The organism is Aminipila sp. (genome assembly GCF_032051575.1).
Taxonomy (GTDB): domain Bacteria; phylum Bacillota; class Clostridia; order Peptostreptococcales; family Anaerovoracaceae; genus Aminipila.
This window is the reverse complement of sequence record NZ_DAMBYD010000005.1, coordinates 143,786-159,366: the sequence shown is the minus strand read 5'-3', so window position 1 is coordinate 159,366 and position 15,581 is coordinate 143,786. Positions and strand designations below refer to the sequence as shown.

Sequence of the window (15,581 nt, the reverse complement as noted above, 5' to 3'; positions counted from 1 at the left end):
TTATGAATATTACAAATGAAAAAGTAACTCAATATATTGATGAATTATATAAACCTTTAACGCAAGAGCTGGGACAACTACGCATGAAGGCTGAAGAAGCTAATGTACCCATCATATTAAAAGATACAGAAAGCTTGCTTTTAAATCTAATTCGTATTCATCGTCCTAAAAGAATATTGGAAATTGGTACTGCAGTAGGATATTCATCTTCTTGTTTTGCTATTGTTTATGATGGTGCAGAAGTTGTTACTATAGAATATAATGAAGAAACATATGAAACAGCTTTACAAAATATAGAAAATCTTGGATTGTCTGATAAAATTACAGTTTATCATGGTGACGGTGGTGAGGTTATAGAAAAGTTGTATAACGAAGGCAGTGAACCCTTTGATTTGATATTTATCGATGCCGCCAAAAGTCACTATAAGAGATTTTGGGATTCTGCCATAAAATTAGCTCACCAAGATACTATAATAGTATCAGATAATGTACTTATGAAAGCAATGACTGTATCCAGTGAATATGACATTCATGGTAAACATAAAACAAATATCCGTAAGATGCAAGAATATGTACAATATATTAATGAATTGGATTATTGCCATACTTCAGTTATTCCAGTGGGAGACGGGTTGGCAATTAGTGTTATAGATAAATAGATTTACAGTAAATATATTATGGATACGAGAGGTAAAAATGAAAAAAATCGAATTACTAGCTCCTGCCGGGGATTTAGAAAAATTAAAAATTGCCATAGATTATGGCGCAGATGCGGTATATTTTGGTGGTGAGATGTTTAGTCTTAGGGCCGGAGCAGGGAATCTTACTATTGGAGAAATAAAAGAAGGAGTGGAATATGCTCATGCTAGAGGTAAAAAAGCCTATTTAACAGTTAACATTTATGCACATAATGAAGATATCAAACCTTTTGAGGAATATTTAAATAAAATTAAAGATATCGCGATTGATGCTTTCTTAGTATCAGATCCTGGCATAATGCTATTAATAAAAGAAGCTATACCAAATGCTGAGCTTCACTTAAGTACACAGGCAAATATGACTAATTTTAAAACTGCGGAATTTTGGCACCAACAAGGAATAAAAAGAATTGTTCTTGCCAGAGAGCTTACTTTTAAGGAAATAAAGGAACTTCGAAGCAAAATGCCTGAAGAAATGGAAATAGAAGCTTTTGTTCAAGGAGCAATGTGTATTTCTTATTCAGGGAGATGCCTGCTTAGCAACTTTATGATAGAAAGAGATGCCAACAGAGGGCAATGTGCGCATCCTTGCAGATGGAAGTATAGTCTGGTGGAAGAGCAGAGACCCGGTGAATATTTTCCTATTGAAGAAGATGAAAGAGGAACGTATATTCTAAATTCTAGAGATTTATGTATGATTGATCATATACCAGAATTGATTGATTCAGGAATTGTATCTGCGAAAATAGAAGGCCGAATGAAAAGTGTTTTCTATGTAGCTACAATTGTAAGTGCATATAGAAAAGCCATTGACGCTTATTATGAAGATCCTGCAAACTATGTTTTCAATGAAGAATGGCTAAATGAACTAAAAAAGGTTAGTCACAGACAATTTACAACTGGGTTTTATTTTGATAAGCCTACAAACAAAGATCAGGACTATCAAACTAGTGCATATACCAGAGAATATTCTTTTGTAGGTTTTGTAAAAGATTATAATTCTGAAACAGGAATGGCATTAGTAGAACAGAGAAATAAAATGAGTATTGGTGAAGAAATAGAAATCTTTGGCCCTAACTGGCATTCCTTTACGCAGACTCTTGAAATCATGTTGAATGAAGATGGTAATCCTGTTGAATCAGCACCCCATCCTCAACAACTTCTTCAGATAAAAGTAGATCATCCCGTTACTGCTGGATTTATGTTGCGTAAAAGAAAATAAAATGATATAATTTTCCACATGGTTTAAGTATTAATTACAGTAATAAAGGAAAAAAAGGAGAGAAAAAGAATGTCTTCGGACCCCAGTACGCCAGTAATGGCGCAAATAATATTTTTAATATTTTTAATTTTTATACATGCGTTTTTTGCAGCTGCAGAAATGTCTATCGTATCTATAAACAAAAATAAGATTAAACTTCTTGCTCAAGAAGGAAACAAAAAAGCTGCAATGTTGCGGGAACTATTAGAAAAACCAAATGTATTCCTATCTACCATTCAAGTAGTCATTACTTTGGCAGGATTTCTTGCTAGTGCATCGGCGGCAGTAGGGATGTCTGATAATTTGGGTGAATTATTAACGAACTTAGGATTACCTTATGGTGGATATATAGCTATTCTTGTTGTGACTATTATTTTATCTTATGTTACACTTGTTTTTGGTGAGTTATATCCTAAAAGAATAGCACTACAACATGCAGAAACCATTGCACTTCATGTTGTGCAGCCAATTATAATATTATCAAAGCTAACGAGACCATTTGTATGGATTTTATCTTCTTCTGTAAATATACTTTTATGGATTACTAAACAAAAGATAAAAATTGAAGATGAAGAATTCTCTGAAGATGAAGTTATGTCTATGCTTGAATTTGGACAGGAAACAGGTTTACTTAAAGAAAAAGGCAGAAAAATGATTAATCGGATCTTTGCTTTTGATGATAAACTTGCATATGAAGTAATGACTCCGAGAACAGATGTATTTTATATTGATATTAATGATCCTACTGAAGAATATATTGATGAATTAATGGAGCTAAGATATTCAAGAATTCCGGTATATGAAGATGACAGTGATAATATCATCGGTATATTACACATAAAAGATTATTTAATAAAAGCTAGGGAAGATGGCTTTGAAAATGTTGATATAAAATCAATTCTAAGGAAACCATATTTTGTTCCTGAAACCAAAAATATTGATTCTTTATTCTTTGATTTACAAAGCTCAAAACAGCATATTGCGATTTTAATCGACGAATACGGAGGATTTTCCGGTATTGTTACAATGGAAGACATTATTGAAGAAGTAATGGGCGATATTGATGATGAATATGACGAAGAAGAGCTTCCTATAGAGAAAATTGACGATAATACATTTATTGTCGATGGATTTATCAATTTAGATAATTTAGATGAAAAACTAAATTTAAATCTTCAATCCGAAAACAGTGAGACGCTTGGAGGTCTTTTAATTGATTTACTTGGTGAAATACCCGATGAAGATGAACCAGAAGAACGTGTTATCGAATATGAAAACTGTGTGTTCAAAATAGAATCTGTAAAAGAACGAAGAATTGAAAAAGTAAAACTATATATTGTTCCAAATCCAAATGAGGAGGATACTCTTGGAAAGGAAGGATAAAAAAATACAAACACATTCTCTTATGAGAATGTGTTTTTTTTTATACACACTTTAAAATTTTTATCATAATTTTGTGTCCAAGCAATATGTTTATGATATGGAGGTGTTACATCATGGAGAAAAATATTGAGAGTATACTGATTAAGATGCCACAGGATCTTGAGAAGACCTTTAGAGCTTTGCCCGATAAAATTATTAATAATGCTGAAGAATTTAGATTTAGAATCGGACAGCCCATTTCTATAATTTCGCTAAATGAGGAGTATCACATATCTTACGCAGTTGATTATGAAATGCTAAACAATTTAATAAACCGTTTATTGAATTACTCTTATTATGCTTACGAGACAGAACTGGCAAATGGTTATATTACAATTGAAGGTGGTCATAGAGTGGGGGTATGTGGGAAAGTAGTTCTTGAAAAAGAGAATGTAAGATTAATCAAAGATATATCATCACTAAATATTAGATGCAGCAGAGAAGTCATAGGTGCTTCAGAAGAATGCTTAAAAAAAATCCTTAAAAAGGATGGCAGCATTCATAATACTTTAATTGTTTCCCCACCTAAATGTGGCAAAACAACCTTGCTTCGTGATTTAGTAAGGAACTTAAGCTGTAAAGGGTTTAGAGTTGGCGTTTGTGATGAACGATCCGAAATAGCAGGCAGCTACAAAGGCAAAACTTGCTATGATTTGGGGCCACGCACGGATATATTAGATGGCTGCCCAAAAGAACAGGGGATTATAATGCTTATTAGAGCCATGTCGCCCAATATAATTGCTACCGATGAAATTGGTAAGAGTGCTGATATTTATGCTATAGAGGCTGCCATGTGCGCAGGGGTTAATTTAATTACTACTATACATGGGAATTCTTATGAAGATATTTTAAATTCAGCAATAGGCAGTTTAGTGAAAAAAGGTACTTTCTCCTGTATTATATTCTTATCAAATATACCTAAGACAGGTTCAATCAGAGAAGTTATGTATTCAAAGCAGGATAAAGATTGAACAATAACTATTTTATGTAAACTGATAGAAAGGAAGAGCTATTTTGCTTAATATTATATTAAACACTCTAATTTTTATAATCTGTTGTGCACTAGGATATTTCAAGGCACAGGATTATCAATGCAGGGTTATAAATTTGCAAAGCTTCCTAGATGGTTTAAAGAACTTGGAGGATGAAATATTATACCGGAAGACACCGCTTCCAGAAGCATTGAAAATTGTTTCTGATGAAAAGGCAAATAACGCTGCAAAAAATTTATTTTCTAACGTATCTGCAGATCTAAAAGGAAATAACAATTGCAGCTTTATTGAAAGCTGGTTTAAATATACTGAGAAATTAGATGAGAGCTGTTCCTTTACTACAGAAGATATGTACACCATAAAGGAACTTGGAAAGGTGCTGGGTGGTACTGATATTTACGGTCAGAGTGCTGTTATACAAAGAGCATATAAACAAATTGAAAAACAATTGGAACAAGCAGTTCAGGAAAATAATACGAAGGGAAAAATGTACAAAGGTTTAGGGATAGCGATTGGCTTAACAATTGTTATTATACTTTTATAGAAATATAAAAATGTGGAGGAAACAAAGGATGATGGATGTTGACATCATATTTAAAATCGCTGGAATAGGTATTGCAATAGCAGTAATTAATCAAATTCTTTCAAAAGCTGGCAGAGAAGATTATGCACTAATGACGACTTTAGCAGGAATTGTGGTTGTACTTTTCTTCATAATACGTATGATAAGCGAATTCTTTGACACTGTAAAAACATTATTTCAATTATAGGTGGTCCTATGGATATAATAAAAATAGCTCTAATTGCACTTGTAGGGGTTATTTGTGCACAAGTAATAAAAGGTTTTAAACCTGAGTTTGCAATTTATGTAGTACTGGCAACAGTTATAATCATATTTACTTTAGCTTTAGAAAAGCTTATGGCCGTATTTTCATTCTTAGAAAGTATATATGGAAATATTACATATGGAAAAACCTTTTTCCCAATCATTATTAAGGTACTTGTGGTTGCATATATCGCTGATTTCACTTCTCAACTGTGTAAAGATTCAGGGGAGGGAGCCATCGCTGGAAAAGTTGAGCTGGCAGGAAAAATTATCATATTTTATCTTGCTATTCCAATATTGATTGCAATACTACAACTAATTAATTCAATATTGAAATAAAAAAGTCTCTATCTTAAAATTTGAAAACAAATAAGGCATATGGATATTTCAAATTATCCACATGCCTTCAAAGTTATTATTTAATTTACTACATTAAAACATTATTATTGCACGTACAGGGCAGACAGGTGCACAATAGCCACACGTTAAACAAACACCGTGATTTACAGATGCTGAACCATTGTCATTAAAACGAATGGCATGGTTAGGGCACTTTTTAATACATGCTCCACAACTTTCACAATCACCTTCATCTATATGGATTTTTTTGTTTGTAATATCAGGGGCATAGTTTCTGTCTATGTTCCCGTCTATATATTCAATGATGTGATCTATTTCATGATTATATCCAAAACCTATCATCATTGAAGAAACTCCTGAAAGGGCAGTAACATAATCGAGAGCCTCTAAATAATGGCCCGTTAGATTTCCACCACCAAAAACCTTCATAGTAAAAACTCCTTTACCATTCTCCGAATTTTTTTTTATAGCGGCAGCCATTTCATCTTTAGTACCAGATTCATTTCCTTTTCTTATTCCAAGACTTTTAAAATTAATAAGGGGAAAGAGTACATCCAGTTCTTGGATATTAGCAGCTTTTTGGGCTACATCTACATGATGAGTAGAAACACCTATAGCTTTTACAATTCCTTTAGCCTTTGCTTCCTGCAAGTATTCCCATGCTCCTTTTCTATCATCCCAATCTGGGTCATTTCTAACCTCATGCAGAAGAAATATATCAATTACATCTCTGTCCATTTCTTTTCTTGCCTGTTCAACAGCATATTTCATTTGGCTATAAGAAGGATCTAAACATTTTGATGTTATAACCGGATTATAATTTGTTCCTTTTAGTGCATGTTTTATATAATGATAGGTATCATAATACTGAGCGGTATCTAGAAAATTTATACCCCGTTCCAATGCATATTTTAATACTGCCGAACCATCTTCAACAGACATATTTAATTGCGTTTTTCCTATGGTTAATACTCCAAAGCCAACAGGAGTAACCTCTAAACCCGTATTTCCAAGAACATTCTTTCGCATAATTCCCCCAATTATATATAATTACATACAAATTTATGTATACTTGACGTTTTATTCATTATTATCTTTAATTGTACCATAAAACGTGGTATAATGATGGGGTTATTTGTACAATGTTTCACGGGAGGAATAAATATATATGGAAAAACTTGGATTAAATCAGATTAGAGAAACATTCCAAAATTTTTATGTTAGTAAAGAACACTATAAGAGAAAGAGCTTTTCACTTGTTCCAGAGAAGGACAAGAGTCTGCTTATTATAAATTCTGGTATGGCACCATTAAAGCCTTATTTTGCAGGACTTGAAACACCGCCAAGCAAGAGAATGACAACTTGTCAGAAGTGCATCAGGACAGGTGATATTGATAATGTCGGTATGACAGCAAGACATGGTACTTTCTTCGAAATGCTTGGAAGTTTTTCCTTTGGTGATTATTTCAAGACAGAGTCTTTAACTTGGGGATGGGAATTTATAACCCAAGTTCTAAAATTACCTGAAGATAAAATCTGGGCTACAATTTATGAGGATGATGATGAAGCCTATAACATTTGGAAAACTGTTATAGGGATGCCAGAAGAAAGAATAGTAAGACTAGGGAAAGATGATAATTTTTGGGAAATTGGTACAGGCCCATGCGGACCATGTTCTGAGATTTATTTTGACAGAGGTGAGGAATATGGTTGTGGCAGCCCAGACTGTAAGCCTGGTTGTGACTGTGACAGATATGTTGAATTCTGGAACCACGTATTCACACAGTTCTCTAGAGACGAAGATGGAAATTATTCAAATTTAGCACACCCAAATATTGATACCGGTATGGGACTTGAAAGACTTGCTTGTATCATGCAAGGTGTAGATTCAATATTTGATATTGATACGATTAAATATATTCTTGACGCTGTTGTTGCAAAGTCAGGAGTTGAATATGGTAATGGTAAGCTTAAGACAGATGTATCTATCCGAATTATTACTGATCACATACGTTCAGTAACATTCATGATTGCAGATGGCATCATTCCAAGCAATGAGGGTAGAGGTTATGTTCTTAGAAGACTTCTTAGAAGGGCGGCAAGACACGGCAAACTTCTAGATGTTGAAGGAGCATTTCTTGCTGAATTATCAAAGAAGGTTATTGAAGTTTCAGGCAACGCATACCCTGAACTGGAAGAAAAACGCGAATACATTCATAAGATTATAACTATAGAAGAAGAAAAGTTCAGTTCCACAATTGACCAAGGAACTGCAATTATCGCTGAGTATGTAGAAGCATTAAAGAAGGAAGGCAAAACACAGCTTTCTGGTGAAAAAGTATTTAAACTTTATGATACTTATGGATTCCCACTTGAGTTAACTCAGGAAATTTTGGCAGAAAATGATTGTAGTGCTGATATTGACGGATTTAATGAAAATATGCTTCATCAAAAAGAAACAGCAAGAGCAGCAAGAAAATCTGTTGATGATGATGGCTGGGCAGAAGAAAATCTTGATTTTGCTTTTAGTAGTAAAACTGAATTTACAGGCTACGAAAAGACTATAGATGAGGGGACTGTAAAAGGTATTTTCTCTAATAAAACTGTTTTAGAAATCGCCAAAGCTGGTGATGAGGCAAGAATTATACTGGATAAAACCCCTTTCTATGCTGAAAGCGGCGGTCAGATGTATGACCACGGTATAGTTTGTAATAATAACTTTACTGCTGAAGTGGTTGAAGTTACTAAATTACAGGGTAACTTTGCACATAAATTAAAAATTGTGAAGGGTGAAATTAAGGTTGGCGATAAGTTAGACTTATTTGTTGATATTCCTGTAAGAAACCATATTTCAAGAAATCATACTGCTACGCATTTACTACAGCAGGCACTTAGAGAAGTAATAGGTGGTCATGTACAACAGGCTGGATCCAGTGTAAATACTGATGGTCTGCGCTTTGACTTTAATCACTATGAAGCTGTGACAAAAGAGCAGCTTGCTGCCGTAGAAAGAATTGTCAACGATAAAATAATGCACTTCTTACCAGTTACAATGGAAGAAATGTCTATGCAGGATGCGGTTAAAACTGGCGCAACTGCTTTGTTTGGTGAAAAGTATGGTGATAAAGTAAGGGTTGTATCTATAGGTGAATTTAGTAAGGAGCTTTGTGGTGGTACACACGTAGGCAATTCAGGTCTAATTGGTTCATTTAAAATTATTAGTGAATCAGGAGTTGCTGCAGGTGTTAGGAGAATTGAAGCGATTACTGGATTAGGTATCGTTAATAAACTAAAGGAAACAGAAGCTGTTATAGATAATGCTGCTGATATTTTAAAGACAAGCCATGCTGGTTTAATGACAAAGATTTCAAGTATGTCTGAGGAAGTTAAATCTTTAAAGAAGGAATTAGATGAATTAAAGAAGACTGCAATCAGTTCTTCCCTTGATTCTATTTTAAGCGAAGCAAAACTTATTGGTGATGTTAAGCTCTTAACTAAAGCATTTACAGATTATGATATAAATGACCTTCGTCAGATTTCTGATGACATAAAAAAATCTAATAAGGGCTATATCCTAGTATTTGCTACTCAGAATGGTGAAAAAGTAACATTCATGGTTTCTGTTACCGATGATCTTCTTGACAAGGGCTATCATGCAGGAAATATGATTAAGCAAATTGCTGCAGCCGCTGGAGGCGGTGGTGGTGGAAAGGCCGATATGGCTCAGGCAGGTGCAAAAGATCCTTCAAAAATCCAGGATGCATTTAAAGTCGCTGAATCACTTATTAAATAAAAATTAATAAAATATATAAATTTTTGTAATAATTTTGTGCAAATGTTACAACAATATTAAATATGAAAATTAGGGTTGTTTTGATTATGGAAATATGTGTATAATAATAGAAAAGGAAGAAGGTGAGTAGGATTGGATAGAAATACAATTATGTTTAACAATTTAGAGAAAAGTGACCAAAAAACAACAGAAGATATTTTAAAGACCGTTTATGATGCTTTAGATGAAAAGGGTTATAATGCAATTGACCAGATGGTAGGTTATATCCTTTCAGGGGATCCTTCCTACATAACTGGGCATAACAACGCTAGAAATATCATTAGACACATCGAAAGAGATGACTTAGTAGAAGAACTATTACGAGCATTTCTGAAGAAATAGCACACAAACTTGAAAAAGGGCGGACATTTGTCCGCCTTATTTTTTGATTTTAATCAATGAGTATTTGATGATTTGATTAAAGAAAGGTAATTAATATATGAGAAAACTTGCACTTGACGTTGGTGATAAAACAATAGGGGTTGCTGTTAGTGATGAACTATTGCTCACAGCTAATGGAGTTACTACAATAGAACGAGTAGGCATACGAAAAGACGCCGGAAAGGTCATGGACTATATAAATGAATTTAACTGTGATACAGTTGTTGTAGGCCTTCCTAAGAAACTAGATGGAACAGACAGTATTCAGACTGAGAAGGTTTATGAATTTAAAACTATGCTTGAAAATAAGCTGAAGAGTTCTAGTATGGCTCATATAGCTGTAGTTTTTCAGGATGAACGTCTTACTACTGTAATGGCTGAAAAAGTTCTTATTGAGGCTGATGTCAGCCGAAAAAAAAGAAAAGCTGTTATTGATAAACAAGCGGCTATTTTGATTTTGCAGGGTTATCTAGATAAGCTTGCATTTGAAAAAAGTAATAATAAAGAATAGTTATCAATTTAGCCCTAAAACCATTTATTGATTAAACTTTATATAATATCATAATTTTAAAAAAAATCAACTAAATTTACTTACTTTTTTAAACTTTTTGTGATAAAATGAATATACAACGTGTAGTTTTTAGAAACGTAATTCCAGTTGCTAAACTCCACGTTATTTTTTTTCTGTTTAATTTTAGAAAAAATGGTCAATAGTTAAGTAAAGGAGGCATTTATGTATAAAATTGGAGAGAATATTATTTATGCAAATCAAGGTGTCTGCAGAGTTGATGAAATTGGAGTTCCAGACATTGCTGGCATAACTAAAGATAAACTATATTATACTTTATCACCTGTATATGGAGATGGAAAAATATTTATTCCTGTTGATACTTCAATGTATATGCGACCAATTGTTACAAAATCTGAAGTAAAGAATATTATTAGGCAAATTCCTAATATAGATACAGATTTTATTGAAAATCAAAATTACAAAGTAATGGAGGATTATTATAAAAAACTGTTATCTTCACACAAATGCGTAGATTTAATAAATATAATAAAATCTGTGTATGTTAAACGAAAAATTGTTAAGATGCAAGGTAAAAACTTAGGGCAGACAGATGAAAAGTTTAAGAAAATTGCAGAAGAGTTACTCCATAGTGAATTCGCCATAGCTTTAGATATACCAAAAGATGAAGTAGATCAATATATTGAATCAGCTGTAGGAAAAATGCAAAATGGTGAAGATATATTATAACATGTCAAATATGTACTAAATTATTAAAAACCTTAGCAATTACATTGCTAAGGTTTTTCGTTGTGACATTGATGTCTATATTACAAGTACTAGTTGTAGCAAGAAAACTCATAGTAACATATTATAAAGGAATAAACAAAATACACGGAAGGAGTTAAAAATGCAACAGTACACTGTAAAACCTAATGATACCTTATTTATGATTGCAAAACAATTTGGAGTGCCTTTAGTACAATTAATTAAGGCAAATCCTCAAATATCAGCCTCAAGTCCTTTATATATAGGGCAAATTATAAACATTCCAGAGTTATTACCCATACCAAAGCAGTTGGATACAATAGAGTCAAATGCTGAGGATATAATAGATGATATTTATGCGGCAGATTGGGAAAAAGCCGGAATCAAGGTAAATTTAATAAAAACAAATATGAATGAATTGACACCTTTACTTCAAGAGGCGGTGGTTCCTACTGAATTAATTTCTGGAATGAATCTAGCAATTAAAAATCTAGAACAAAATGTAATGCAAAAAAAGTCATATTCTGCAATAGCTCAGGCAAATCGTATTACCATGTACATTCCTGATATGCTTGACTATTTTAAAGTAATCATTCCAACAGACGTAAGCCGGTTAGACTATCTAGGGAGACAAATTATATTAAACGTTGAAGGTAATGATTGGAATGAAGCAAACAATAATTATATAGCAGCTAAAAAAGTCTGGGAAAGATTAAAACCTCAATTGGATACTAAATATAGTAAAGATATTGCGGACTTCGATCAGGCAATGAAAACTTTAGGTGAATCAATAAATAACAAAACTTATCAAAATACAATTGATAATGCTAATATATTTCTTGATAAAGTAGATGTGCTGGAAACAGATTTCAAACAACAGAACATATAATGGAACGAATGTTTTTACTCACAATAATTCATGCAAAAATAAAAAGCTAGAGTCTATGTTTTTGTTACACTAAAAACATAGACTCTTTTTATAGATTAGTAGAAAGAGGTGGCTTTTATGATAATTACTCCCAATATTAACAATCTTCCTTTTAAGTTACAAAACGGAATAAAATATTTTCAATTAATTGCTGAACCGGTTGAACAAGAAATATTACCGGGTTTGTTTATAAAAGGGTGGGGGTATAATGGAAGTATACCTGGTCCAACAATTCAAGTAAAATCAGGTGATTATGTAAAGATTCGTGTTATTAATTACTTACCAGAAGCAACGAGTGTACATTGGCATGGACTTGACGTACCCAATAAAATGGATGGGGTTCCAGATGTAGAGCCTTCTCCACTAATAAGACCAGGAGAATACTTTGATTATCAATTTAGAATAACCAATCCCCCTGGAACGCATATGTACCACACCCATTTTGATTCTTCAATGCAGCAAATGATGGGTTTGGGAGGAGCTTTTATTATAACTGAGTCACATCAAGAAAACTGCAATGACTACTTTTACATGCTTCAGGAATTTAAGATTAAAGACTTAAAAGCTGGAGAGGTGAAGCCTGGAAGCTATGAAATTGATCCTCATAGCATGGAATTTAACTTTTTTACTATGAACGGACGCTGTTTTCCTTATGTGGATCCTATTCATATCGAATTAGGTGAAAATGTCAGAATTAGGCTGGGCAATATAGCACACGATTCCCACCCAATGCATATACATGGACATCAGTTTATTGTATCGGCTAGTGATGGAAACTCTATTCCTTTTAGAAATAGACCTATAAAGAACACTATAAATGTAGCATCTGGCGAAACATATGATATAGAATTTTCTGCAAATAATCCTGGAATATGGCCATTTCACTGTCATATTCCACACCACATGTGCAACAACATGACGAAGCCATTGGGTGGAATGTCTACGATCATTACATACAGTACATAATTAAGATGAGCCAACATCAGCTCAATACGAGTTTGATGTTGGCTCATATATGTTGTATCTCTTCCTTACAGATAAGATACATGATTTAAAACTTGGATTTAATGCCTGTATTTATAACAAATGCCTGTTATGCTCTTGGAGGTGTTCCTTCAGCGTTTGCTACAACTACATCGATTTGAACTAAAGCATCTTTAAGTAAAGCTGATACGCCAACTGTTCTTCGTGCAGGAACCCCGCCTGGGAAGAATGTTTTATAAACTTCGTCTACGGCATCCATATCTGCGATATTTTTAAGGCAGATATTCACTTTAACCACATCGTCCATAACATGGTCGATACTTTCAACAATTGCCTTAATATTTTTTAAGCACTGTTTAGCCTGTTCTTTTACACTGCCAACTACCATTTCACCAGTTTTTGGATCTAAAGGTAATTGAGCTGAAAGATTATTGTAATGAGAAAAAGCTACAGTTTGTGTAGATAGAGGACTCTTTGGTGCATTTTCCGTATTGTGTGCTATTATAACCAGTCCATGCCTGTCTTCAACAGCTTGTGGTGGTGTGCCATCTCCATGTGACACTACTGCTTCCATTTGTACCAAAGCATCCATAGGTAAGGCTGAAGCTGCAATTGTTGTCCTTGCTGGGACATAAGCTACAGCTCTGGCAATCGCAGAGTCTGGGAAAAATGTTGTATAAACTTCGTTTACAGCGTCAATATCTGATAGATTTTTAAGGAAGATAGTAATTTTAACAATATCATCAAAAGGAACGTCGATACTTTCTAAAATTGCTTTAATATTTTTTAAGCACTGTCCAGCCTGTTCTTTTACACCGCCAGCTACCAATCTACCGGTTTTGGGATCGATAGGTAGTTGAGCCGAAAGGTTATTGTAATGAGAAAAAGACACAGTTTGTGTGGATAGGGTACTTGTTGGTGCATTTTCCGTATTATTTGTAAGTTTTATAAGGTCGCCTGCTTGTGGTGCGTTTGGAATTGTACCTTCACCGTTTGAAACAAGTGCTTCAATTTGCACCAAAGCATCCATAGGTAAAGCTGCAACTGCGACTGTCGTCCGTGCAGGATTATATGTTGGGAAGAATGTTTTATAAACTTCGTCTACAGCGTCAATATCCTTAATATTCGTTACGAATATAGTGATTCTAACAATATCGCTCATAACATGATCGATGCTGTCTACAATTGCTTTGATATTTTTGAAGCACTGTTCAGCCTGCTCTTTTATACCACCAGCTACTAATTTACCAGTTTTTGGTTCAATAGGTAATTGAGCTGAAAGATTATTGTAATGAGAAAAAGCTACAGTTTGTGAATATGGACCGATACCTTTTGGTGCATTTTCGGTATTTCTTGCTAATACTGTGTTATAGTTGCTCATGATAATATTCTCCTTTTTGTTAATTGAATTTTCAAATTTATCTAAGTGAATCATAAACCTTTGACTAACTCCAAGGTCAATAGGTATTTTTATTATAGTCAAAAAAATTTTTATCCCAACTGAAATAATACCCTTAAGTATTGCAGATACAGGATTCCTACTGTATAATAACCTTTAACTTACATAGGATTTTAAACAGAAACGAAGGGGATTTTTATGAAAGATAAATTTTTAATTGGAGAGCTTTCAAAAATATTTAATATAAGTACTGACACCCTAAGGTATTATGACAAAATCAATCTAATTAAACCTGAGCACGATGAGAGTAATGACTATCGCTACTACAGCATCAGAAATTTCTTCAAGTTAAGTAGAATTCTTTTCTTAAAAAATCTTGATATTTCATTGGGTGAAATAAAAAAATACATGGGTAACAAGAATACAAACAATCTACTTTGCTTACTGAAAAAGAAGGAAGAGGAAATCGATATAAAAATGAACAAGCTGGTAAACCTCAAAAAGAAAATTCAAACAAAGCTTGAGCTTTTTGAAAATATAGAGGGACAGCTGGATCAAATAATTATCAAGAAAATTCCCCAAAGAACAGGGGAGTTTATAGATATGAATAATATTAAAAGTGATTATGAAATTAAGCAGACTTTAAAAAGGAATGAAGATTATTTAAAAATAAGTTCCTGGCTTATTGAAGGACAAATCTATACCTCATTATCAAAGGAAGATATGGAAAAGGGGATTTTTAATAAATTTAGATATTTTATTGAAATTGTGCCCATCGATTCGGAGTTTTGCAAGCAATTGAAAATAATTCCTGAAAACCAGTATGTTTGTATTGCGTTTTTAGGGCCCTATAGGGATATGGGGAAACATTATCAACTACTTATACGATGGATTGAAGACAATGGATATCAAATTGCAGGAGACTCCATTGAAAAAAATATAGTGGATTACGATTTTTCCGATTCAGAGAATGAATACATTTCTGAAATTCAAATTCCTATAATAAAAAAGAGCTTAGAATAACTGAAAGTTTAGTATTAAACCCAAATATCCTTACATTAGAGTAATTGTAGGAGAAATCGGATTTAGTACTTTTTTCATTTAAAGAAGCATTTAGAATTAGTGGAAATTATTTACTTTATAATATATAATAGTTGTGAATATTGCAGAAAAATGTAAGACCTTTGTTTGTTGATTTTATACGAACTTAATAGAACTTATG

General features: G+C 33.2%; 16 protein-coding genes. 14 read left to right on the top strand and 2 right to left on the bottom strand.

The window, feature by feature from the left end; genetic code table 11:
- Window positions 1-2 precede the first annotated feature (2 nt).
- The 7 genes from RTW14_RS08360 (at window position 3) to RTW14_RS08330 (ending at window position 5,538) form a co-directional block, all read left to right on the top strand.
- Window positions 3-659, top strand: coding sequence for an O-methyltransferase (locus RTW14_RS08360; protein WP_312649409.1), 657 nt, complete (start codon window positions 3-5; stop codon window positions 657-659).
- 37 nt (window positions 660-696) lie between these two features.
- Complete coding sequence (locus RTW14_RS08355) at window positions 697-1,920, top strand: peptidase U32 family protein (RefSeq protein ID WP_312649407.1); 1,224 nt, start codon at window positions 697-699, stop codon at window positions 1,918-1,920.
- A 69-nt stretch (window positions 1,921-1,989) separates the two neighbouring features.
- Entirely contained in the window at window positions 1,990-3,342 is a 1,353-nt protein-coding gene (locus RTW14_RS08350; RefSeq protein WP_312649405.1) for a hemolysin family protein, read from the top strand.
- A gap of 113 nt (window positions 3,343-3,455) precedes the next feature.
- Window positions 3,456-4,352 (top strand): stage III sporulation protein AA, encoded by an 897-nt coding sequence (gene spoIIIAA / locus RTW14_RS08345; protein WP_312649403.1) that lies wholly within the window; start codon window positions 3,456-3,458, stop codon window positions 4,350-4,352.
- A 43-nt stretch (window positions 4,353-4,395) separates the two neighbouring features.
- Complete coding sequence (locus RTW14_RS08340; protein ID WP_312649400.1) at window positions 4,396-4,917, top strand: stage III sporulation protein AB; 522 nt, start codon at window positions 4,396-4,398, stop codon at window positions 4,915-4,917.
- A 28-nt stretch (window positions 4,918-4,945) separates the two neighbouring features.
- Window positions 4,946-5,143 (top strand): stage III sporulation protein AC, encoded by a 198-nt coding sequence (gene spoIIIAC / locus RTW14_RS08335; protein ID WP_331654421.1) that lies wholly within the window; start codon window positions 4,946-4,948, stop codon window positions 5,141-5,143.
- A gap of 8 nt (window positions 5,144-5,151) precedes the next feature.
- Complete coding sequence (locus RTW14_RS08330) at window positions 5,152-5,538, top strand: SpoIIIAC/SpoIIIAD family protein (protein ID WP_312649398.1); 387 nt, start codon at window positions 5,152-5,154, stop codon at window positions 5,536-5,538.
- 93 nt (window positions 5,539-5,631) lie between these two features.
- On the opposite strand, the gene RTW14_RS08325 is transcribed toward RTW14_RS08330, so the two are convergent.
- Entirely contained in the window at window positions 5,632-6,588 is a 957-nt protein-coding gene (locus RTW14_RS08325; RefSeq protein ID WP_312649395.1) for an aldo/keto reductase, read from the bottom strand.
- Window positions 6,589-6,727: 139 nt separating this feature from the next.
- Between RTW14_RS08325 and alaS the strand changes: the two genes are divergently transcribed.
- The 6 genes from alaS to RTW14_RS08295 all read left to right on the top strand — a co-directional run bounded on the left by alaS (window position 6,728) and on the right by RTW14_RS08295 (window position 12,942).
- Entirely contained in the window at window positions 6,728-9,352 is a 2,625-nt protein-coding gene (gene alaS, locus RTW14_RS08320) for an alanine--tRNA ligase (protein WP_312649393.1), read from the top strand.
- 132 nt (window positions 9,353-9,484) lie between these two features.
- A complete protein-coding gene (locus RTW14_RS08315) occupies window positions 9,485-9,733 on the top strand; it encodes an IreB family regulatory phosphoprotein (RefSeq protein ID WP_442871567.1) in 249 nt (82 codons plus the stop codon).
- A 97-nt stretch (window positions 9,734-9,830) separates the two neighbouring features.
- Window positions 9,831-10,283 carry a Holliday junction resolvase RuvX gene (gene ruvX / locus RTW14_RS08310; protein WP_312649391.1) on the top strand — a complete coding sequence of 151 codons (453 nt, stop codon included), beginning with the start codon at window positions 9,831-9,833 and terminating at the stop codon, window positions 10,281-10,283.
- Window positions 10,284-10,505: 222 nt separating this feature from the next.
- Complete coding sequence (locus RTW14_RS08305; RefSeq protein ID WP_312649389.1) at window positions 10,506-11,030, top strand: CarD family transcriptional regulator; 525 nt, start codon at window positions 10,506-10,508, stop codon at window positions 11,028-11,030.
- Between the two features lie 160 nt (window positions 11,031-11,190).
- A complete protein-coding gene (locus RTW14_RS08300; RefSeq protein ID WP_312649387.1) occupies window positions 11,191-11,937 on the top strand; it encodes a LysM peptidoglycan-binding domain-containing protein in 747 nt (248 codons plus the stop codon).
- A gap of 117 nt (window positions 11,938-12,054) precedes the next feature.
- The gene (locus RTW14_RS08295; protein WP_312649383.1) at window positions 12,055-12,942 is read left to right on the top strand and encodes a multicopper oxidase family protein; all 888 of its coding nucleotides are present in this window, start codon (window positions 12,055-12,057) and stop codon (window positions 12,940-12,942) included.
- A gap of 127 nt (window positions 12,943-13,069) precedes the next feature.
- Here RTW14_RS08295 and RTW14_RS08290 read toward each other — a convergent pair whose 3' ends face one another.
- The gene (locus RTW14_RS08290) at window positions 13,070-14,341 is read right to left on the bottom strand and encodes a RidA family protein (RefSeq protein ID WP_312649380.1); all 1,272 of its coding nucleotides are present in this window, start codon (window positions 14,339-14,341) and stop codon (window positions 13,070-13,072) included.
- A 216-nt stretch (window positions 14,342-14,557) separates the two neighbouring features.
- On the opposite strand from RTW14_RS08290, the gene RTW14_RS08285 reads away from it, so the two are divergent.
- Window positions 14,558-15,382 carry a MerR family transcriptional regulator gene (locus RTW14_RS08285; RefSeq protein WP_312649356.1) on the top strand — a complete coding sequence of 275 codons (825 nt, stop codon included), beginning with the start codon at window positions 14,558-14,560 and terminating at the stop codon, window positions 15,380-15,382.
- The last annotated feature ends 199 nt before the right edge of the window (window positions 15,383-15,581 follow it).